The 21,552-nt window shown below is 37.6% G+C and carries 16 protein-coding genes and 1 pseudogene; 3 read left to right on the forward strand and 14 right to left on the reverse strand.

Annotation, left to right across the window (positions count from 1 at the left end):
* Window positions 1–245: 245 nt before the first annotated feature.
* Genes gcvPB through G7050_RS00580 form a run of 5 tightly spaced genes read right to left on the reverse strand, consistent with a single transcriptional unit; the run spans window position 246 to window position 5,603 of the window.
* Entirely contained in the window at window positions 246–1,700 is a 1,455-nt protein-coding gene (gene gcvPB, locus G7050_RS00560; RefSeq protein WP_166109648.1) for an aminomethyl-transferring glycine dehydrogenase subunit GcvPB, read from the reverse strand.
* 3 nt (window positions 1,701–1,703) lie between these two features.
* Window positions 1,704–3,041, reverse strand: a complete 1,338-nt coding sequence (gene gcvPA / locus G7050_RS00565; RefSeq protein WP_166109651.1) for an aminomethyl-transferring glycine dehydrogenase subunit GcvPA — start codon at window positions 3,039–3,041, stop codon at window positions 1,704–1,706.
* A 57-nt stretch (window positions 3,042–3,098) separates the two neighbouring features.
* Window positions 3,099–3,476, reverse strand: coding sequence for a glycine cleavage system protein GcvH (gcvH, locus tag G7050_RS00570; protein ID WP_166109654.1), 378 nt, complete (start codon window positions 3,474–3,476; stop codon window positions 3,099–3,101).
* Between the two features lie 35 nt (window positions 3,477–3,511).
* On the reverse strand, window positions 3,512–4,603 hold the full coding sequence (gene gcvT / locus G7050_RS00575) for a glycine cleavage system aminomethyltransferase GcvT (protein WP_166109657.1): 1,092 nt from the start codon (window positions 4,601–4,603) through the stop codon (window positions 3,512–3,514).
* Window positions 4,604–4,622: 19 nt separating this feature from the next.
* Entirely contained in the window at window positions 4,623–5,603 is a 981-nt protein-coding gene (locus G7050_RS00580; RefSeq protein WP_166109659.1) for a lipoate--protein ligase, read from the reverse strand.
* 550 nt (window positions 5,604–6,153) lie between these two features.
* On the opposite strand from G7050_RS00580, the gene G7050_RS00585 reads away from it, so the two are divergent.
* Window positions 6,154–6,519, forward strand: coding sequence for a hypothetical protein (locus G7050_RS00585; RefSeq protein WP_166109662.1), 366 nt, complete (start codon window positions 6,154–6,156; stop codon window positions 6,517–6,519).
* Between the two features lie 20 nt (window positions 6,520–6,539).
* Window positions 6,540–7,943, forward strand: coding sequence for a hypothetical protein (locus G7050_RS00590; protein ID WP_166109665.1), 1,404 nt, complete (start codon window positions 6,540–6,542; stop codon window positions 7,941–7,943).
* Here G7050_RS00590 and G7050_RS00595 read toward each other — a convergent pair whose 3' ends face one another.
* From G7050_RS00595 to rhaD, 3 genes are all read right to left on the reverse strand, one after another.
* Complete coding sequence (locus G7050_RS00595) at window positions 7,944–8,846, reverse strand: AraC family transcriptional regulator (RefSeq protein WP_166109667.1); 903 nt, start codon at window positions 8,844–8,846, stop codon at window positions 7,944–7,946.
* Window positions 8,847–8,898: 52 nt separating this feature from the next.
* A complete protein-coding gene (locus G7050_RS00600) occupies window positions 8,899–10,200 on the reverse strand; it encodes a glycoside hydrolase family 105 protein (protein WP_166109670.1) in 1,302 nt (433 codons plus the stop codon).
* 384 nt (window positions 10,201–10,584) lie between these two features.
* A complete protein-coding gene (rhaD, locus tag G7050_RS00605) occupies window positions 10,585–11,394 on the reverse strand; it encodes a rhamnulose-1-phosphate aldolase (protein ID WP_166109673.1) in 810 nt (269 codons plus the stop codon).
* 147 nt (window positions 11,395–11,541) lie between these two features.
* On the opposite strand from rhaD, the gene G7050_RS00610 reads away from it, so the two are divergent.
* Window positions 11,542–11,931, forward strand: coding sequence for a hypothetical protein (locus G7050_RS00610; RefSeq protein ID WP_166109676.1), 390 nt, complete (start codon window positions 11,542–11,544; stop codon window positions 11,929–11,931).
* A gap of 27 nt (window positions 11,932–11,958) precedes the next feature.
* On the opposite strand, the gene rhaT is transcribed toward G7050_RS00610, so the two are convergent.
* The 6 genes and pseudogenes from rhaT to G7050_RS00640 all read right to left on the reverse strand — a co-directional run.
* Window positions 11,959–12,987 carry an L-rhamnose/proton symporter RhaT gene (gene rhaT / locus G7050_RS00615; protein ID WP_166109679.1) on the reverse strand — a complete coding sequence of 343 codons (1,029 nt, stop codon included), beginning with the start codon at window positions 12,985–12,987 and terminating at the stop codon, window positions 11,959–11,961.
* Window positions 12,984–14,240: an L-rhamnose isomerase gene (locus tag G7050_RS00620; protein ID WP_166109682.1), complete on the reverse strand. Its 1,257-nt coding sequence runs from the start codon at window positions 14,238–14,240 to the stop codon at window positions 12,984–12,986. Before G7050_RS00620 ends, rhaT begins: the two co-directional genes overlap by 4 nt.
* 42 nt (window positions 14,241–14,282) lie before the next feature.
* A complete protein-coding gene (locus tag G7050_RS00625) occupies window positions 14,283–15,746 on the reverse strand; it encodes a rhamnulokinase family protein (protein ID WP_166109685.1) in 1,464 nt (487 codons plus the stop codon).
* Window positions 15,747–15,864: 118 nt separating this feature from the next.
* Window positions 15,865–17,541, reverse strand: a complete 1,677-nt coding sequence (locus tag G7050_RS00630) for a glycoside hydrolase family 28 protein (RefSeq protein ID WP_166109688.1) — start codon at window positions 17,539–17,541, stop codon at window positions 15,865–15,867.
* Window positions 17,542–17,543: 2 nt separating this feature from the next.
* Complete coding sequence (locus G7050_RS00635; protein WP_166109691.1) at window positions 17,544–20,321, reverse strand: glycosyl hydrolase; 2,778 nt, start codon at window positions 20,319–20,321, stop codon at window positions 17,544–17,546.
* A 25-nt stretch (window positions 20,322–20,346) separates the two neighbouring features.
* Window positions 20,347–21,426: pseudogene (locus G7050_RS00640) on the reverse strand (glycoside hydrolase family 105 protein); the annotation flags it as partial.
* Window positions 21,427–21,552: the final 126 nt, after the last annotated feature.

Consider the following 21,552-nt stretch of genomic DNA (forward strand, 5'->3'; position numbering starts at 1 on the left):
GTTTATGCTGAGCAAGATAGAAATAAATATCACACAGCACCTAGTAATAAACAATAATAGAAATATTTAGTTCTTAATTAAGGTAAGTATTTGAGTTGTGTTACTCTCTTTGAGATGATTATAAGCTAGTAAAAATGGTTAATGACTTATAGAAATTATCAATATAAATAACAATATAGTCATTAACCATCAATAAGAGTTAAGGTCTGAAACCTTTTTATTGTTTCGGTAAAGTAAGTATAACCTTAAAGCAAATCCTTATAAATAAGCATTGGCTTTTTAGCTGCTGTAGTCTCATCTAATCTCCTGACTGGAGTTGTATAAGGAGCATTCTTCACCATTTCGGGATCTTCTTTTGCTTCGACAGCTACCTTCTTCATTACTTCAATAAATGAATCGAGTGTATCCAATGATTCTGTTTCCGTTGGCTCGATCATTATTGATTGAGAAAACAATAACGGAAAATAGACTGTTGGTGCATGGAAACCATAATCGAGCAATCGCTTGGCAATATCCAAAGTAGTTACTCCTGTCGATTTATCAAGCAAACCATCAAAGACAAATTCGTGTTTGCAAATTCCCTCAATCGGTAAATAATAATGTTGCTTCAAAGACTCTTTGATGTAATTTGCATTTAAGGTTGCCAATGGCCCTACATTTTTCAAATTGTCTTTTCCTAATGAAAGGATATAAGTATAAGCTCTTATATACACCGAAAAGTTACCTAGAAAACCGGATATACTGCCCAGTGAATCATCACCATTATCTATATAATACCGATCTCCGTCTTTCTTCACACGTGGATTGGGCAAATAATCAACCAATGCTTTAGTCACCCCAACAGGACCGCTTCCGGGCCCTCCTCCACCGTGAGGGGTAGAGAATGTTTTGTGCAGATTGATATGCATTATATCGAATCCCATATCTCCGGGACGGCATTTACCTAACAATGGATTAAGGTTTGCTCCATCATAATAGAGTAATCCTCCAGCTTCGTGAACCAGATTAGCTATTTCAAGAATCTCAGTTTCGAAAATACCTAAGGTATTAGGATTTGTCATCATAATTCCGGCAATGGTATCATCTAACAAAGGTTTCAAATCCTCAGCACTGATAGTTCCCTTTTCGTTTGAATGCACTTCTACAATATCAAAGCCACATACTGCTGCACTTGCGGGATTAGTACCATGAGCACTATCGGGTACAATTACTTTGGTACGCTTCAGATCACCCCTTTTCTGATGATACTGACGCATTATCATTAAGCCGATCAATTCGCCATGCGATCCGGCATAAGGGTTTAATGTATATTCTGCCAATCCCGATATTTCGGATAATGATTGTGCCAATTTATAATAAACCTCTAAAGCTCCTTGCACCGTTTCATCGGATTGAAGCGGATGTAGAGACGAGAAAGCAGGCAATCCGGCTATTTCATCATTCATCTTCGGATTGTATTTCATTGTACACGAGCCTAGAGGATAGAATCCTGTTTCGACACCAAAATTCTTGTTCGACACATTTGTATAATGACGTACTACATCCAATTCGCTCACCTCAGGCAATTGTGCTTTTTCTTCTCTTAATAAAGATGATGGAAGATCATCAACCGAATATTTACTCAATTGGTTCTCAGGCAGTGTATAACCGTGACGTCCTTCTTTCGAGATTTCAAATATCAATTTATCGTAATATTTCATAACTCACACCTCCTTTATTAGTGTAACCAAGTGATCTATTTCTTCTTTGCTCCGTTTCTCCGTTACGCAGAAAAGCAGACAATCATCCATTCCCGATTTATATTTACCAAGTTGAATACCTCCCATTATATTATTATCAAGTAATTTCTTACTCAATTTTTCAATATTTAAAGAGGTTCTTACAGCAAATTCTTTTAGAAATGGTTTATCAAATACTGAAGTAAATTTACCCGTCGCCAACAATTGATCGTACAGATAATGTGCACCGCTATATGATAATTTGTTTACATCACGAAGACCTTCTTTACCCATCAACGACATATAGATAGTTACATATAATGCCATTAACGATTGATTGGAGCATATATTACTGTTCGCTTTTTCTCGGCGAATGTGTTGTTCACGAGCTTGTAATGTCAATACAAAAGCACGTTTTCCATCCACATCGGTAGTTGCACCTGCTATACGTCCGGGTAATTTACGTACCAAATCTTTCTTAGTAGAAAGGAAACCGATATAAGATCCGCCAAAGTTAAGAGGCATACCTAATGATTGCCCATCGCCACAGGCAATGTCAGCCCCCCATTCTCCGGGAGACTTTAACACAGCCAAAGATGATGGATCGACATTCATTATAAGGAGGGCCTTGGCTGCATGTACAGTCTCGCTATATCCTGTATAATCTTCGATAATACCATAGTAGTTAGGACTGCTTACAATTACACCTGCCACATCTCCCGAAGCTAATTTGCTTTCGAGATCTGCTTTATCAGTAATTCCATTATTTTCCGCAATTTCTTCAACATTAATCCCCTTGTATTTTGCGTATGTTTTTACAACTTTCAAAACATTGGGATTAACCGTCTGCGAAATAAGTACCGTATTTTTCTTTTTAGCATTGGCTACTGCCATAAACATAGCTTCGGCTGTGGCGGTTGTTCCGTCGTACATCGAAGCATTGGTGCATTCCATACCTGTAAGTTCGCATATCATACTTTGAAATTCAAAGATGTATTGCAACGTACCCTGAGCTATCTCAGGTTGGTAAGGAGTGTAAGCCGTCAAAAATTCTGAACGAGATATTAGTGGAGTAATTACAGAAGGTGCGTAATGATCGTATGCTCCAGCCCCCGCAAAAACGGTAAGCTTTTTATTCTTCTGGCCGAGTTTGTCGAAGTACTTTCTTATTTCGATTTCGGATAAGGAAGATGGAAGATCATATTCTTTTTTTAAAACAACACTTTGGGGAATCTCGGCAAACAGATCGTCTATCGAATTTACCGAGACCCTTTTAAGCATTTGTTCTATATCAGCTTCTGTATGGGGAAAATATTTATACATAGCTTGAAGATTTTAAGGTCTAAGACCTTTTTATTATTTTAATTAAGAAGAACAGCCTTAATCACAGATTTCAGCATACGCTTTGCTATCCATCAGACTCTTTAATTCAGCCGCATCTGATAGTTTTACTTTCAGCATCCAACTGTCAAAAGCATTTTTATTGATCAACTCAGGTTCATCTGTAAGTTTCTCGTTTACTTCAACAATTTCGCCGCTTACCGGAGATAATAAATCGCTGGCAGCTTTTACACTCTCAACTGCACCAAACTCTTCTCCTTGTTTTATTTCATCACCTACTTCGGGAATGTCTACATATACAATATTACCAAGTTGATGTTGTGCAAAATCGGTAATACCAATATATGCATATTCTCCTTCGACTTTCACCCACTCATGTGAATCTGTATACAACAGACCTTCGATAACTTTACTCATAACTTTATGTTTTTATATTAATATTATATGATGACTTATTTTTTATAATGTTTTTCGTAAAAACGCTTTTTCACGACGTGTCCTTTAAATTCCTTTTTGCGGATACGAACATCTACTTCTGTATCAAGAGTCGCATATTCACTATCGATCAAGGCAAGGCATACACTCTTTCCTGTAGAAATAGAATTATAGCCTGTAGTTACATAGCCAATTGTTTGACCATTAACCTCCACATCATAGCCATTACGCGGTATTGCTTTGTCAACTAATTCAAGACCTACTATTTTACGTTTCACACCTTCGGCTTTTTGCTTGGCAATGGCGTCTTTACCTATAAATTCTTCTTTATCGAGTTTTACAAAAACTCCCAGACCCGCCTCGAGAGGGGTAATATCATGATCTAGTTCATGCCCATACAAAGGAAGTCCCACCTCGAAACGAAGTGTATCACGACATCCCAATCCACAGGGCAGTACTTCTTTCGATTGAACGAGCAGATCCCATGCTTTGTTTATAAATTTATGACTTCCATATAACTCAAAGCCATCTTCTCCAGTATATCCTGTTCGTGAAACGATGATCGTCTCACCCTCATATTGAAGTTCTTTGAATGTATAAAATTCAAGATCGTTTACCTCTATACCTATATATTTTTCTATTGCCTCAAATGCCTTAGGACCTTGTACTGCTACCTCACCATAATAATCGGACTGATTGATAATCTCAACATTATAACCTTTGCTATTTTCGACCATCCAATCGTAATCCTTGGCGATATTGGCAGCATTAACAACAAGAAAAAACTCTTTATCGTCTTTTTTATACACCAACAAATCATCTACAACACCTCCTGTCGGATAAAGCATCATTCCGTAGAATATTTTGCCAATAGCCCCGCCTGAAATATTATTGGTAAAAATATGATTAATGTATTTCTCGCTGTCTTCACCCTTAATAAGTATTTCTCCCATGTGAGAGACATCAAATATTCCGGCAGTATTGCGAACAGCATTGTGTTCTTCAACAATTGAAGTATATTCTATGGGCATATCAAATCCGCCGAAAGGCATCATTTTAGCACCTAAAGCAAGATGTTTGTCGTGTAAGCAGGTTTTAAGTGTTTCCATATTTATATTGGATTTATGTTTATTCTGTGTCTTCTTTAAACAATATGTCAATAAAATGGTTCTTATCGAGATTGAAAATATAGTCTTCGAGTTTTATATCTTCCAATAATTGTGTTATAAATTGTTTTTCATAAGGTTTATTTATCAGCAGCTTAAATATACTACCAATATCGCCAACCAAAAAATAATCTCCAACAATATTGATATCTTTAATTATATTATTCTTTATTTCTAAACGAACCTCTATATCGCCGGCTGCACTATAGTCTTTTTTAATTAAGGTATAACGTGGGTTATTTCCAAAAATAAATTCTTCGCTTAAGTACTCTTTTTCTATTTCCTCAATTTTAGTAATTTCATCTTGTGAGAGTGTATATTCTTTATCACAAAGATGAGTTCTCACGAAAATTTTAAAAGTTTCGATATCAATATCAAAATGCTCGGATAGATTAGTTACTCGTTTTCGTACCGATTCGATACCTTTCGATATTAGTTTCTGATTATTGGGAGTTATCGACAAAACCAACTTCTCCAAATCAGTATTAAATAACATTGTACCATGCACTATACTTTTTCCGGCTGCCCGATAGAATGCATTCCCTGAAACTTTCTTTTCATCTACTGTAATATCATTTCGCCCCGATGCAATAGCATTGATTCCCAATTGCTGCAAGGTATGAGCTACCCTTTGCAAATATTTATGAAATGTAAAGCTGACATTAAAATCAGTCGTGATATATGAAAACATTATATTACTGAAATCGGCGTACACACATCCACCACCCGATTTGCGGCGATAGGTTTCAATACCATTTGCTTTGACATATTCGAGATTTACTTCATTCTCCATCAATTGGTTTCTCCCGAAGATAACAGTGGGATTTACCTGCCACATAAAAAAGCACTCTTCTTCATTAAGAAATCGTGCTACGTATTCTTCCATCGATAAATAAAAAGAAAGCCTTCTTATTTTGTCTTCCGGTAAAGCTATATATATCATATTATAAGATCTGAAACTTGTAAATTATTCCTAAATTCTAAATTTACATAAAGTTTTTATATATCCTCTTTTTAAAAGAATGCTATAGGGCATTTTATGAAATTAATCGTTACTCCATCCTTTTTATTGATTTTTAATGACAACTTATAAATACAAATAAACAAGCTTAAATTAGAACAAAAAGACAGATTTAGATTTCGAAATGGTTATATTCTTCAGAGAATCTTTCTCCTAAATCATTTAATATAAGAAAAATATCAATGTGTATATAAATCTAAACATTCTTAATTTGTCAAAGCAACACATCGGTTGTATATATTTGAATTTCTTTAATTATCTTTGTTTATCAATCAAATCTATATTTCATTTGTTATAATAATTGGCATCGCTGGTCTACTTATTTTTTATAAAGATTCAGAGATGGGACATAACAGATATAGTTTATAATTGAATTGTTGTATTATAAGAAGTTGCATCAATTAGTTGTTTGATATATATCTTTTTGAGAAGTTTTTCGAAAAGATTTAATTAGATTCTGAATTCATCCATTATGGAAAAAAGATATTGGTATGTCATTTTAGGGCTTATTGTTTTTGAACTATTTGCCCTAAAGATAGAGGCTCAGCAGGTAGTTATCGGATCTACTAATACGAGTCAGACAGGTGCACTACTTGCCTTAAAAAGTGAATCGAACGGTACTGCCAAACAAGGGATATTATATCCACGCGTTGCCTTACAATCGTTAACCGAATTAGAACCATGTGTTGCAAATGCAACTGATATTGATAAAAATAACCATATAGGACTATTGGTATATAATGTAGCAGAAGTAGGATTGGATATTCAAAAAGGTACATATCTATGGATCGGTAAACGCTGGGTTCCTTTGTCTATCATTGCAGAGGAAGGTAATTGATACAACATGAAGATATTTTTATGAATACAAAATACTGTTTCTTTTTACTTCTCTTTTTGGGAGTAATTCTAAATATAGAAGCACAAGTTGTTATTGGTTCGGGGAGTACTGCATTATCTATACAACCTCAACCCGGAGCATTACTAGAGATCAAAATGCAGGATGCCGATATCCAGAATATAACCTCAACAAAAGGACTTATGCTACCGCGTGTTGCCCTGACAGCTGCAGACAATCTGGCTCCATGTGTTGTCGGCGCAACTGATGCACAGAAACTCTTACACAAAGGACTTACAGTATACAATACAACCTACGGAGGAACTTTATTACCTGCAATTTATTCATGGGACGGACAGAAATGGATGTTACTCGACCAATCGGTAAATCCATTATATAACCCTAATTCATATATAGTAAAACCTGGGCAATTTGTTGAAATACCTGTCAGCAAAGCATATGCTTTCTGGGAATCATATTCAACACCTGATTTTGTAAACGAGAAACTCACAGGGGCCGTTACCGCAGAATTATTATGGCAAGATACTCAAGATTTAATATCTGCCGGTAACATTACTCTATTAAAAGGTGATCAGGGCTACAACACAATTATCAAACTTAGTACCGATGCTGCCAAAGGATCAGGAAATGCTGTTATCGTAGTAAAGATAGGAGGCATAATCCGTTGGTCGTGGCATATATGGATAACCGGATATAATCCCTTAGTTAATGCCAAAACATATAAAGGGCTCACTTTTATGGATCGTAATCTCGGTGCATCAAATACCACTATCGGCGATCTCGGCTCACTGGGGTTATTGTATCAATGGGGGCGGAATATGCCTTTTCCCGGAGCAAACCAAACTATTGGAAATGGAGTCACATTAGAGCCTGTAATCTATGGAAATGTAACAACAATAGACAAAACCGTTGTTGCCGTTAAAAATAACTTGGCAAATGCGGTACTAAACCCCTCGACTTTCTATTTATCTACAGGGAATTTTGGTGATTGGTATAGCAATGTTCTCGGTTTTAGAAACGACAGTTTATGGTTAAGTACCAATATAACAAAAGGAATTTTTGATCCCTGTCCCGCAGGTTGGAAAGTACCATGGACAGCACTGGAACCTGCAAGTTCGCCCTGGTATGATCTTGGAAATCCCGGTTTTGCTGCAGGTACAGGTATTACGTGGGCTGAACTTGGATATTATCCAAGTCCGGGATATAGAAACCAACTCAACGGAGTTTTAACGAATGTTGGATATATGGGTACATACTGGAACTCAATAGGTAAGGGTGGCTCTGATAATTTGTCTTTCACAACCGTCTTCTATAACAAAGTTTATGGCTCAACTGATATTATAAGTTATAATTTCGGCTACTCACGTGCTATGGGTAATTCGGTACGATGTGTGCGTATCGAATAATCAACCTATTCCACGCTGATAGTTCCGATAAGCAATGGGTGTAAATCCTGTCTTTTTCTTAAAGATGGAGAAAAAATGCTCTGTCGAATTATAATTCAGCTCAAAAGCAATCTCTTTGACCGATTGTGAAGTTTCGGCCAGAAGATGTTTTGCCTGATTGATCTTCAATTCCTGAAAATATTGTGTAGGAGCATATCCTGTATAATTCTTAAAGACTTTACGAAACCACGAATAGCTGACATTCAGTTTTTCGGCAATTTGCTGGGGGGCAACATCCTTATAGATATTCTCGGACATAATAATTTTAGCCCGTTCTATTTTTTGATAAATTTCCGCATTTTCGGTTACTATGTTTTTCGAAACAGATAACACCTTGCCCATAATATGCAACACAACGCCTGCCAGATATTGCTGAGTAGCAATTTTATCTTCTTTAGCTGTTTCGATAGCACGGGAGAAAAGATTCACCAAGTTATCCTGAAAACCAACTTCTAAAACAGGATTCTCTTTCGTGAAAAACGATGCATGAACAAGATTATCGATTATAGGGCCTTCGAAGCCAATATAATATTCATTCCATCCACTATCGGAAAGCGGACTATAGGTATGCCATTGATTGGGAAAAAGCATAATGAGGCAACCTTTTTCCACTTTTCTTTTCTTGGTAGAATCAGACTCGAAGAAACCTTCCCCTTTTGTTATATAAAGTAGTTGGTATTCACGGAGAACCCGACCTTTAGACGTATTAAAAAAGTAGTCGGAAGGATGGTTTGTCAAAGGATATTTTCCTCCTTTTTGAATAGGCTGAAATCCGACCGTATTTACCCATAAGCCAAATTGTTTATCCCGCTCACTAACCAGTAAGTATTTAAAGTTAACCCCAAAGTCATTAAGGCGCATCATAAGTAGATAGATTAAGGGCTCGATCCAACAATGAATCAAGCTCTTAAAGGTATTATTTTTTTATCACAATTTTATCATACTGATCATCTGCTGATATTTCAGAATATTTAATCGCATCCGACATTTCGACTAAAGCACGCAATACAGGCCCTTCTCCCATAGGGGCATTCTCTTGTGTTTTCCGGTTATAATAAAATGATAATGAAGGCATAATACCCGTCCCCACACAAATAGCAGTAACATCACCTTCATCAGTCATTTTTGTCATCATACCCTTCAAACCCTGCTCTGCAACATAAATAAAATCTTTATCTATCCAGCCTTCTCTTACTCCACGGGCAATACCGAATACAAACATAGCAGTACCTGTTATCTCTTCATACGAATCTGTTTTATCCAAGATTTGGTACCACAAACCATTTTTCCCCTGATAACGGGCTACCCCACTCACTTGTTGTTTGAAGTTTTCGATTAAAGCCTGCCTCTTAGGATGATTTTTAGGTAACATGGTTAACAGGTCGGCTTGTGCCATTAAAATCCACCCATTGGCTCTTGACCAATGTGCAACACCATGTTCCTTAGTATCTGTATGGTAGCAATGATAATAGATTTGCTTTTCGGGATGCCATAGATAGTTTGTATAATTCAAGACCTGATTGGCTGCATCGTCAAAATATTTTGTATCTCCTGTCATTTTACCCATACGGCAAAGAAAGGCGACTCCCATAAATAAGTCATCTGCCCAGATTGTATTTTCGTGAGGCCAAAGTCGTGCTATCGTTCCATCCTCGAGACGAGGTTCTGCATACATCAAATGATCGTTAGTCTCATTTATATAATTAAGAAATGCCTTGTTCGGTTTACGCATTTGAAGCTCAATCAGACTTGCACCCATCGGACCGTTGTCATCAAGCCTCTTGGCTCTGAATATCATGTGCCATGTCAGTTTGCGAATAGCCCGCCAGCCTCCTTCGCTAAATGCCTGATCGTATTGTTTCTTAAAGAAGTTCAGATTATTCTCATCAAAAACAAAATTCATATTCTTGAAAACATAATCTTCGTATTTCTTTGATTTGGTTTTATCTGCAAGTTCCAACAGAGCAATATTCAAAACTCCATTTGTATAATGCCAGTCGTTATATTCGTTCTGAACCTTAATATCCATAGAAAATGGAACATTCTTAAGGTTGGTATAAGTTTGCTCTGTCTTTGTATTAACAAAGGTGTAAGGCGTCTCCGACATAATTCTGTCGGCAATAGCTATTGCTATTTGATCTGCCGATTGAGTTGCCTGAGAATAAGCAGCCAGTGTCGTAAAAAGAGCAAAAGCAACTATTAGTGATTTTCGGTACATAAGGTTAACTATTAAAAATTTGAAAATGATTACTAATCTGCGATCGAAATAATTCTACAATCAGGTATCATTCGTTACAAAAAGTAATCAATAAGGTGACAAATACTTCTACAAAAGTGTCATTTTCCGATTTTCACTAAAACACTATAAATCAACAAACAACAAATCAGAAGGTGACAAAAGTAACAAAAGTGACACTTTTTATATGAGTCTATTTTTCTATTTTATGGTGTTACCTTTTTCGGTGCAAAGACAGATAAATATCTTATGTTATATGCAGCCAAACAAATAAGATTATCCCAATCGGCAACGAATTTATAGATAGATAAATAATGCTTTAATGTAGAGATGAGACTCCCCATCCCTACTCGAAAGCATAATACATTATTTGGGCAAATTGAAAGCCTCTTTCAAAGCTTGCATATCTGCCATAGAAGTACCTTCGGGCTCGAAGCCCATCGATTTAGCTGTCAGATATATTTGTGCCGATTTCGAAAGGGTATCCACCATATCGAATGCTTCCATGATGTTTTCACTAATGGAACATACACCGTGCTTCTCCCACATTACTACATCGTAATTTTCCAGTGCTTTTACCGTAGCCTCAGCCAACTCTATAGAGCTAGGCATTAGATAAGGTATAATACCTAATCCTTTAGGACAGAAAGCTCTGGTTTCGGGAATCATACTCCAGAGAAGATAAGTAAGCTTATCTTTTTCTAAAAATGCTCGGTTATGAGTCATAGCTATCAAATCAATAGGATGCGTATGTAACGCCGCCTTATAATTAGATCCGCTACCAATCATATAATCGTGCATGGATAGATGTGACGGTAATTCGGATGTCGGGCGAACGGGATTATCCGCTATAATTTCGTAGCTGTTACAATCGTCGCCGATACGAATTACAGCACCATTCTCCATAGGCCAGCGAGCCAAATCACGCATACGCATATTGGTTCCCTTACAGAAAAAATAGCATCCTTTCAAATTGGGAAGAACTTTTCCAATTACATATTTCTCACTGATCGGTTTCATGTTTCTGATTTCATCATCCACCAGATCCGTGATGTTTATTGTGATATTTCCACCATTGCGTTCAGCCCATCCTTTTTGCCAAAGGTAGCCCGCTACTTCTGCCACTTCCCATACTTTTTTGGCAAGTTCCGGACGGTTATCTAATATTGATTTCATTTCGTTTTCAGTTTTAAGGTCACAGACCTATTTAAGTAATACTTTAATGTTATATTTTTAAGTTATAACTAATGCCAGTTGGTAGTTGATATTATATGTTCTATTTTTACTAACGCACCCTATGGGTTTGTTTTTCATTTTGCCTTGATGCAAAACGAAACAAAAGATCAAGACTATGCCTCTTTGCCCGACCCGCTACGGTCTCGAAAGCTAAAACAAAAGAAAACGTTTAACGTTGATACCCTTTCGTTTCTTAACGCTTTCTTCATCCTGCGGGTACCCCGTGCAACTGGCAAGGTCGGTAACCTAACGGATGACAAGCTTTTGCGTGCGTCAGCCCAAGTGCATCAGTGGAGTAGCCGTTGGCTGACAAGCAAAGCAGGCGTAAAACTAAACGTGCCGATAGGCAATAAGTTTAGTTTAGACCGCAAGCTTAAGGCAGGCAGGAGAGCCACGCAGCACAAAGCCTTTTTGATTCCTTTTGTGGCTTTGGGCAAAAGGAATACAAGCAATCTTCGATTGCGCGTAGTAAAATAATAAAATAGAACATTAAACATACACATCTCACAAAAGGTTAGGCAGCACTAATGAAAATATAAGTATAGCCATACCCAATATGAGTACCATAATTGTTTTCTGACCTGTACCTTTCCATTCTTTCAGAACAATTCCCCAGATATTGCTGCATATCACATTGAGCGACATAAGTATACTCCACGAGAAGGCAATCATAATACTACCCGGTTCGAAGAAGCTTTTACCCATTCCCAATGCAAAAAACTGAGAATACCACAATATACCGGCTAAGACACAGAATAAAGTATTTCGCACCAATAATCCCGAAGGAGTAGTAAAAATTTGTCCCGAAGTACCATTCTTTTTATTTTGCCATACGCAATATATAAGGTTGGTAAGAAAACCGCCGATTGTAACCAAAAGAGTTACGGGATTCTGGGTAAAGAATGAATTTGCTCCAAGCTCCATTACTCTTTGCTGAATAGGTTCACCCGCATTCAATCCCAAGCTGAAACAGGCACTCATTACACCTGCAAGCAGAGCTACAAGCAATCCTTTTTTCAAAGCAAAGTCTTTGACTGCTTTCTTCTTTTCTTCTTCGGTCATATCCTTCGATCTCAAAGAACCTGCATAACCGATCGTTGCAATACCTGCCAAAGTGATACAAACACTTATCAGGAGAATTACTCCATCACCGGACAGTAAATCGTTACCACTAAGCACAGCAGGAATAAGTGTTCCGAAAGCCGAGCAAGTACCCAAGGCGATAGATTGCCCCAATGCAACCCCCAAATAACGCATACTCAAACCGAAAGTCAAACCTCCAATGCCCCACAAAACACCATAAAAAATGGTTTTCAGAGTAGCGGCAGATTCTATCGAATATACGTCAATTAACGACTGGAAGTTTGTAGCCAATAAAGCTCCCAAGAAAGGGAATACTAACCATGCAAACACCCCTTGAACCAACCAGAAGTTTTCCCAAGACCAATCTTTGACCTTATTAATGGGAACATACGAGCTGGATTGACCCAAACTTCCTATCGCTATTATAATCAGACCTATTAATGTATTCATCGTTTAGATGTTACGTCTTTTTCATATTGTTGTACCAAAGGAATAAAATCTTCGCCCACAGCAATGTTATTTTTCAAGCAGAAATAATCCCACACTGCATTCCAAGGAAGACCTTTAGACTCTTCTAGAAGTGCAAGTCTTTCGAAATACTGTCCTTTCGACTCATATTCACGAAGGATATTTAGCGGCTCAAGCAATGCCTGAAGGAATGCTTTTTGAGTAGCTCTGATACCGATCACATACGCACCGATACGATTGATAGATGCATCGAAGAAGTCAAGACCTATATGTACTCTTTTCAAAGCATCTGCTCTTACTATTTCTTTTGCAAGATCGATAGTCTCATCATTCAAGATAGCCACGTGATCCGAATCCCAACGAACAGGACGGCTTACGTGAAGCATGATCTCCGGAGTATAAAGCAATAGAGAAGAAATCTTATCGGCAACACTTTCCGACAAATGGAAGTGACCTGTATCTAGTGTAACCATTTTTTGATTCTTCACACCATATCCCATGTAGAAATCATGAGAACCAACGGTATAACTCTCCAATGCAATACCAAACAATTTAGATTCGATACAATCTTTCATGTTTTTATATTCGGTAGAGAATATATTATCTAACGATTGCTCTAATATCTGACGGTATTTATAACGATTTACGGTAATATCTTTACTTCCATCGTGTATCCATAAATTCATAATACAAGGGTCGTTTTGAAATTTACCCATTGCCTCCGATATGGCACGTGAACGTTTTGTATGCTCGATCCAAAATTCACGGATCGAATTATCAGGATTAGCAAGCGTTAAATCTCCACTCTTAGGATGTCCGAACGAACTTGAATTGAAATCCAGTTTAAGATTCTTTTCTTTCGCCCAATCCATCCAGCTTGTAAAATGCTCAGGAAGAATTTGATCTCTGTCAACCGCTTTTCCTCCGAAATCACCATATATAGCATGTAGATTGAAACGATGGTTACCTCCTACATATTTCAAAACTTGCTCTATATCGGCACGCACTTCATCTATATTACGAGCTCTACCCGGATAGTTTCCGGTAGCCTGAATACCGCCTCCGCCAATATTTCCCAGATTCTCGAAACCAACCACATCGTCTGTCTGCCAGCAATGAAGCGATATGGATACTTCCTGAATTTTCGCCAAAACTTTATCAACATCCACACCAACTGCTGCATAACGCTCTTTTGCGATTTCGTATGCCTTTTCTACTAATACTTCTTTTTTCATGGTTATTTATTTTTTAAGGTCACAGACCTGTTTGTTATTCTTTCATTTACTTATCTGTAAATACTTTGCATATGCTTTATTCCAAATCTCAACATCCTGAGGTAAGAAGGTTTCGGGTTGTACCGAATTGCTTATTACCTTTCTCATATCCGATAAACTATTCACCAGATTCAAAGCTTTTGCCTGTAACATAATATTACCAATGGCTGTTGCTTCAGATGGTCCTGTTACAATAGGAACATTCAACGCATTGGCAGTAAACTGATTTAACAGATTGTTCTTTGAACCTCCTCCGATTACATGTAGTTTCTTGATCTCGAAAGGAGCTAATTCCTGCAAATGATCGAATATCTCTTTGTACCTTAATGCTAAACTCTCGAATATGCAACGAACATATTCACCGATAGTCTGAGGCGTTGGCTGACCTGTATTAATACAATAATTACTTATTGCTTTGGTCATTATTGTAGGATTGGCAAAGACGTCTGCATCGGGATCTACCAAACATTTGAAAGGTTCGCTTTTCGACGCCTGCTCAATCAAATCGGGATAAGAGAGATTAGCATCCCATTCTTTACGGCATTGCTCTAAAAGCCACATTCCACATATATTCTTGAGGAAACGGATTGTACCGTCTACCCCACCCTCATTAGTGAAGTTGAGATTATATGTCTTCTCATTTATAATAGGCTCTTTTACCTCGATCCCCATTAATGACCACGTTCCCGAACTCAGATAAGCAAAGCACTCATCCTCAGCAGGTACAGATGCCACAGCCGAAGCCGTATCGTGCCCTGCAACAGCCACAACAGGAATATTTTCGAGTCCTGTTTGTTTACAAACCGACTCTGACAAATTTCCAATCACAGTTCCCGGTAACACAAAACGTCCGAATTTGCTTTTATCCAGACCTACTTTTTCGAGTAATTCGCAATTCAGCTCTTTTTTATAAGGATTCATAGCCTGAGATGTCGAAGCTATCGTATATTCCATTACCACCTCACCTGTAAGCAAATAGGATAAAGCATCGGGCATGAATATAATCTTATCAGCCTCTTTCAACAAAGTGGCTTCATTCTCATTAAGAGTGAAAAATTGAAACAATGAATTGAAATTCATTATCTGGATTCCTGTTGCTTCATACACATCCTTACGTGAAACAAGCTTAAAAAAATTATCAGGTGCATCTACCGTATGAGGATCACGATATGCATAGGGCATACCTATGATTTCTTTATTCTTATCGATAGCTATAAAATCGACTCCCCATGTATCTATACCTATTGACGATATAGTGATTCCTTCCTGAGCGACTTTCTTCAAACTGAGAAGAATCGACTCATAAAGCGATAATATGTTCCAGTAAAAATGACCGTTTACTTCAATCAAAGGATTAGCAAAACGGGTTAACTCTTCGATTTTGAGCACTCCGTTATCGAGAGTACCAAGTATAGTGCGTCCGCTTGATGCGCCTATATCAATTGCCAGAAAGTTTTGTGTATTCATTTATTTAGATTTAAGGTCTATCATTTTTAAGTGAATAGATTTTGATTGTGTAAAGCAAATGTAGTGCCTCTTCTCATTTATACCGATAGTGTATTTGAGACAAAGACTACAGGTTTTGTCACTTTTTATATATCAATTTCACTACTTCCGATTTAATGTCTGAGCCTATTTTCAGCTGATTGGCTTTATAAGTAGATGAAATGACTATATTTTTTGATCTTAACCCCGACACTTCAAATACACCGGGTAATTTTGCATCCGTAGTAAAACCATCCACCTTCACATCACTTACGTTTCTTAAGATCAAAGCTGCTCCTTCTTTGGGATAAATATTTACATTTTTCAATGTAATATTTTTTGATTCCATGATTTCGGCTCCTAATTGTGAATGAATAACCACATTCTCTACATTAATATTATCTATATTATGTTCGGGCAATCCATAGAAATACATAGCTTTACGAGCCTTACTGCACGTCACGTCTTTTATAAAGATATTGCGGAAAGTCGGTGTGGTAATATCCACAGGAGGTATCACTTCGGTTAGAGGTTCAGCATCATTATCTTCGAGAGTTTCTACTACCGATTTTCCTCCATAATAAAGATTCAAGTGAATGGGTTCGGTAGAAATATCAATCATACTTACATTGGTAATGTAAATATTCTCTACAACTCCACCACGCCCTCGGCTGCTTTTGAATCTTAGACCAACATCCGTACCTAGAAATTGGCAATTAGAAACTGATATATTCCGCACTCCACCCGACATTTCACTGCCAACAACAAAACCACCATGTCCTTTAAATACGGTACAATTATCGACAATTACATTCTCACATGGGATATTTCGTTTCAACCCATCCTCATCTTTACCCGATTTTATACAAATACCATCATCACCTACGTCAAAAGTACTGTTGACAATGATCGCATTTTTGCACGATTCCAAATCCACTCCGTCACCATTTTGAGCATAAGACGGATTTCTCACCTGAACCCCATCGAGAATAACGTTTTCACACATAAAAGGGTGTATATTCCATGCAGGCGAATTTTGAAAAATAACTCCTTGCAGATATACATTTTTACATTGCTGAAAACTAATCATCACAGGGCGAAGAAAGTCCCGTACCGAAGCCCATTCGGCTTCGGTCTTTAAATTTCGGGGCACATTCATGTTGCTGATAGTATCGCCATGCAAGTATTGAGCCGAAGGCATCCAATAGTCAGCACGCTTGAATACTCCACCTTTAGAAGTTGCACTTTTCCAGAAGCTATCCGATACTTTTTGCTTTTTTAGAGGTCTCCAATAATGACCATTTCCGTCAATCGCTCCACTTCCCGTTATAGCTACATTTATGAGATTTTTTCCCGAGATAGGTGATTGGCATCTGCGTGTATCAAGTCCCTCAAAAACCGTTTCAACCAAAGGGTACAAATCTTTATCGGGCGAAAAAAGAATGATTGATTTATCTTCTAAATGCAGATTAATATTACTTTTAAAAACGATAGGTCCTGTCAGCCATACACCGGGAGGCACAGTTAATTGTCCACCACCTTTAGCTGCCAGAGCATCTATTGCCTTTGCAAAAGCTTGGGTATTTAATGCTATACCATCGCCTATCCCTCCAAAATCTTTAATGGATACTTTGTTGGTAGGAAAAGTCGGACGAGCCAATTTAGGCATCTGAAAAGGTAGATTTTCATATAGATATTCATATCCTCCCTCTTCTTTTGCAAAGAGATTGCAAGCAGATACAACGAATAAGGTTATAATAATTACGAGTTTTTTCATAGTTAGTTTAGGCTTTCAATAGTTAAAGGAGTTAAGGTTACAGGACCCAACAAACCAGAAGGTATTATTTCCCATCCCGAATAGTCCCCTTTCTGATAATCGATTTTCACAAAATTTATTTCCTTGAATATTCGCCAATCGAATTTCTGTCTGTCATATTCAGCAATTCGATTTGCAGGCAGATTGGTTACCTCAATTTCAATACGGTTATTACCTTCTTTCAGGTATTTACCAACCTTTATTTTAAAAGGAACAGCCCAAAGGGTTGCTACATCTTGACCATTTATTCTTACCCGAGCACTCTCGCGGACATCGCCAAGATCTAACTCCCATTCATCACTCTGTATCAATGGTAAGTTAAATTCAGTAGTATATAAGGCTGTTCCCATATTTGTTTTCAGGTCAGGATTATCCAGTCCAGTCCATGATCCTAGCTTATTTAGTTTAAACTCATTAGCAATAGCAGGGCTACTTTCCACAAATTTCATCGCCCACCCACTATTAAGCATAATAGATAGATTTTGAGGAGTGTAATATTTCCAATCGGCAACATTCGTTATCTTCTTATCAAATGTTTTCAGTATAATCGATTGCCCTGATTCAAGTTGAAGATATACTTGTGTTTTATTTCCTTCTTTACGAACCTTAGCCAATCCTGATTTTCCATCCATCGGATTAAAGAACATCGCACTTTCGGCATCCACAGCAAGAGTTATCCAACCTTCTGTATCTTCGGCTTTAAGTGCTGATATGAAATAATGATAACCATCCTTGTTGCTTCTTCTGATATATTGCAAACCGTTTAAGGTTTTCATTTCCTCTTTTTGGATATTACAAGCATCCAACGTTTTAGTATAATCCGAGCCTGTTATTATCTGCCCTTTGCCCAATGTTTGAGTATTTACTTCAGCAAATGATTTCGTTTTAGATATCTGATTTATAAGCTTTACTAATTCTGCTCTTCGTTTGTCGAAATCTTTAAATCCGGGAACATCATTGGGATATTTCTCTACGAAAACGATCTTTGCCCCGTCTTTAGCTAATTTCAATAAATGTGACAATGTTTCAATCGGCATCTTATCAACAGAAGGTACAATTATAGCTTTATATGATGTACTGCCTGATGTCACAAGTTTACCATTAATAACCTGTGTAGACAATAAATAGTTATCTGATATATAATCGACATCATATCCCGAATTGACAATATTATTTACAGCTGAAATAAACTCAGGAGCACGTTCTTGCATCTTATGAATATCAAACATCAAAAGGTGTCCGTCTTGTTCATGCCACATATCGTACACAGGGAAATAAAGCAGAAAATCGTTATCCGGTTTACCCTCTTGCAGAAAAGACTGGCATCTGGTGATATACTCAAAGAAAGCATCTGCATCTCTCCAAATACTATTGGTGGGCGACATATCTATTGAAGCATAAAATTTCCATCCGGGCCATTTAGCCTCTTTGGGCGAATAGGTTGTTCCATGAAAAAAGACGTGATTTACACCCGAAAGAAACAGCAAATCCAAATCGGGTTTACACTGAGAAAGTGAAGTTCTGAAATGCTCGGTCAACCATGTAAATGTTTCGGAGCTGGTATACGGTTTTCCTGTAATATGTGCTCCCGAAGAGGCATATTTAAGCATAGATAAGTCAGAATCATTTATCTTTTTGATCGAATCTTTCCGAAGTCCTTTTATATGAAAATCGGATATACCAAAAGACTCAGCTTCGGGAATATCTACTGTCGCATATAAATCGATCAGATTTCCGGGTGATCCGTGTGCCTGATTTCGGGTGGTACTTCCATGCTGATGCGCCCAATTTGTCCACTGATGAGTAAAGTTTTCAAGAAGCAGATCAGCCAGAGTTTCTCTATAATCGGCAATTATACGTGCTGTTACATCCGTTCTTTCTTGGGAGATAAATTCAGGTAAATAATTTTCCAATTTATATCCCCGTCTTTTCTCGAATTGTTCGAATAGGTCGGGAGTCCAATCACCACCATATACTTCATACGAATCGTTAAAGAAAGAATTAGGATAGCTAGCGTTATTATCCTGAAAGGCTTTAGATAGTCGGGTAAGATAATTAGAAACTGCTGTTTTCGAAAAATGATTCATTACCAACCCTTCACCTCCGGGAGCAGCACGCTTTACCTGCTGCAATGTTTTACCATTGAAAACAGCTATCAATCGCCAATTTCCTTTTGGAGCAGTCCATGAAAGTGTTTTGTTTTTGACCTTAGAAGTAAGATCTAATTTATCTCCTTTATCAGAGAAAGCCATCAAACGATAAAAGATTGCGATGTTTTTTTGCTTCTCGTCTTTTACTTCTATCTTTTCATTTAATTGTTGTCCGCCTTGCAAGCTATATTCCTCGAATATAACTTTTGTTGCAGCATCTTCCATGCTTACCTGAGGTCCTCCGAAAGGCCAGCCTGTGCCACCATTCATATCTATCTTTAAGCCGAGTTGATTGCCTTGTGCTTCTGTATATTTAAGCATTTCCATCCAACGTGGCGACAGGTATTGAATTTCATTCGCCTCATTATTCCGAACACCATAAATAGGAGTGATTTCGAGTCCGCCCATACCTTTACGGGCATATTCTCCCATATTATAGGCAAGATTCTCTTTATCGACGGCACTCCCCATCCACCACCAACGTGCGGCGGGTTTCATCTCGGATTTTATTTGTGGCCAGCCTGTCTGTTGTGCCGATAAACACAACGAAAATATGCTGAATAAACAAAGTATCGTGTTTTTCTTTTTCATACGACTGATTTAAGACTTAATATCTTTATTTGCCGAGTTGCAAACATCCCATTATAAATGGTCCTGTTGCTTTTGCATCGTTATCTCGAATACGTTCGTTTACATAATATTCGAAGCTACCGTCACGATATGGATTTCCTCCCAGACCCGATACAGCACAACATTTTGTCAATGTAAGAGTTCCGTCTGCATTTTTCACAATCAGGTTTTTCATCAATCCATCATAAGCTTTTTCGGCAACAGCTTTGTACTTTTTATCGATATATCCTTTGTTTAAAGCCTTAGCGTAAGAATACATAAACATAGATGACACGGATGCTTCAAGGTAATTGCCTTGTTTGTCTCCTTTGTCCAAAACCTGATACCAAAGCCCTGTTTTATCTTGATACTTGGGTAAAGTTTCAGCCAGTCCGTTTATTATTCTGATAAGCTCACCTCTCTGAGGATTATCTTGTGGTATAAAATCCAAAACATCCACCAAAGCCATAAACCACCATCCGATGCTACGTCCCCAGAAGTTAGGAGACTGACCTGTAACTTTGTTTGCCCAAAGCTGATTTTTACTCTCGTCCCAGGCATGGTAATATAGTCCTGTCGCAGGATCGTAGGTATGTTTGGCACAAATCAGGAATTGATTGATAACATCTTCTGTCCATTCGGGCTTATTAAATGTGATGCCATACTGAGCCAGAAACGGAGATCCCATATACAACCCATCCAACCATATTTGATGCTGATAAATCAGTTTATGCCAAAATCCACCTTCGAGCGTTCGGGGATGAACACTCATTTGTTTTACCAGCCTGTCCATAGCCAGTTTGTATTTTTCATCTCCTGTTTGCTTATAAACATCAAACAGAACTTTTCCAGAATTGATATAATCGATATTATAAGTTTCGACTTTATATAGATGTATCTCTCCTAAATCGTTGATAATAGTATCAGCCCATTGTACAACATAGTCAAGGTATTTTTTATCTCCCGTCTGTTTCCAGACATCGAGTATCGCCTGACATCCCAATCCTTGTGAGTAGCCAAAGTAAAGGCGTTGTCCATGATCTAATTGATATGCCTGAGGAAAACGTTTCATTTCAGAATCGGCAAAAAGGATTCCTGTTTTTTGCGAATAAGCTAATTGTATTGTAAATAAAGTAATCACTACTAGGAATAAGTTTCTCATAAATATTATATATAGGTTACAGTTTATAAAACTACAAAATGCTTATCCTTT

This window comes from Dysgonomonas sp. HDW5A (assembly GCF_011299555.1).
Classification (GTDB): Bacteria; Bacteroidota; Bacteroidia; order Bacteroidales; family Dysgonomonadaceae; genus Dysgonomonas_A.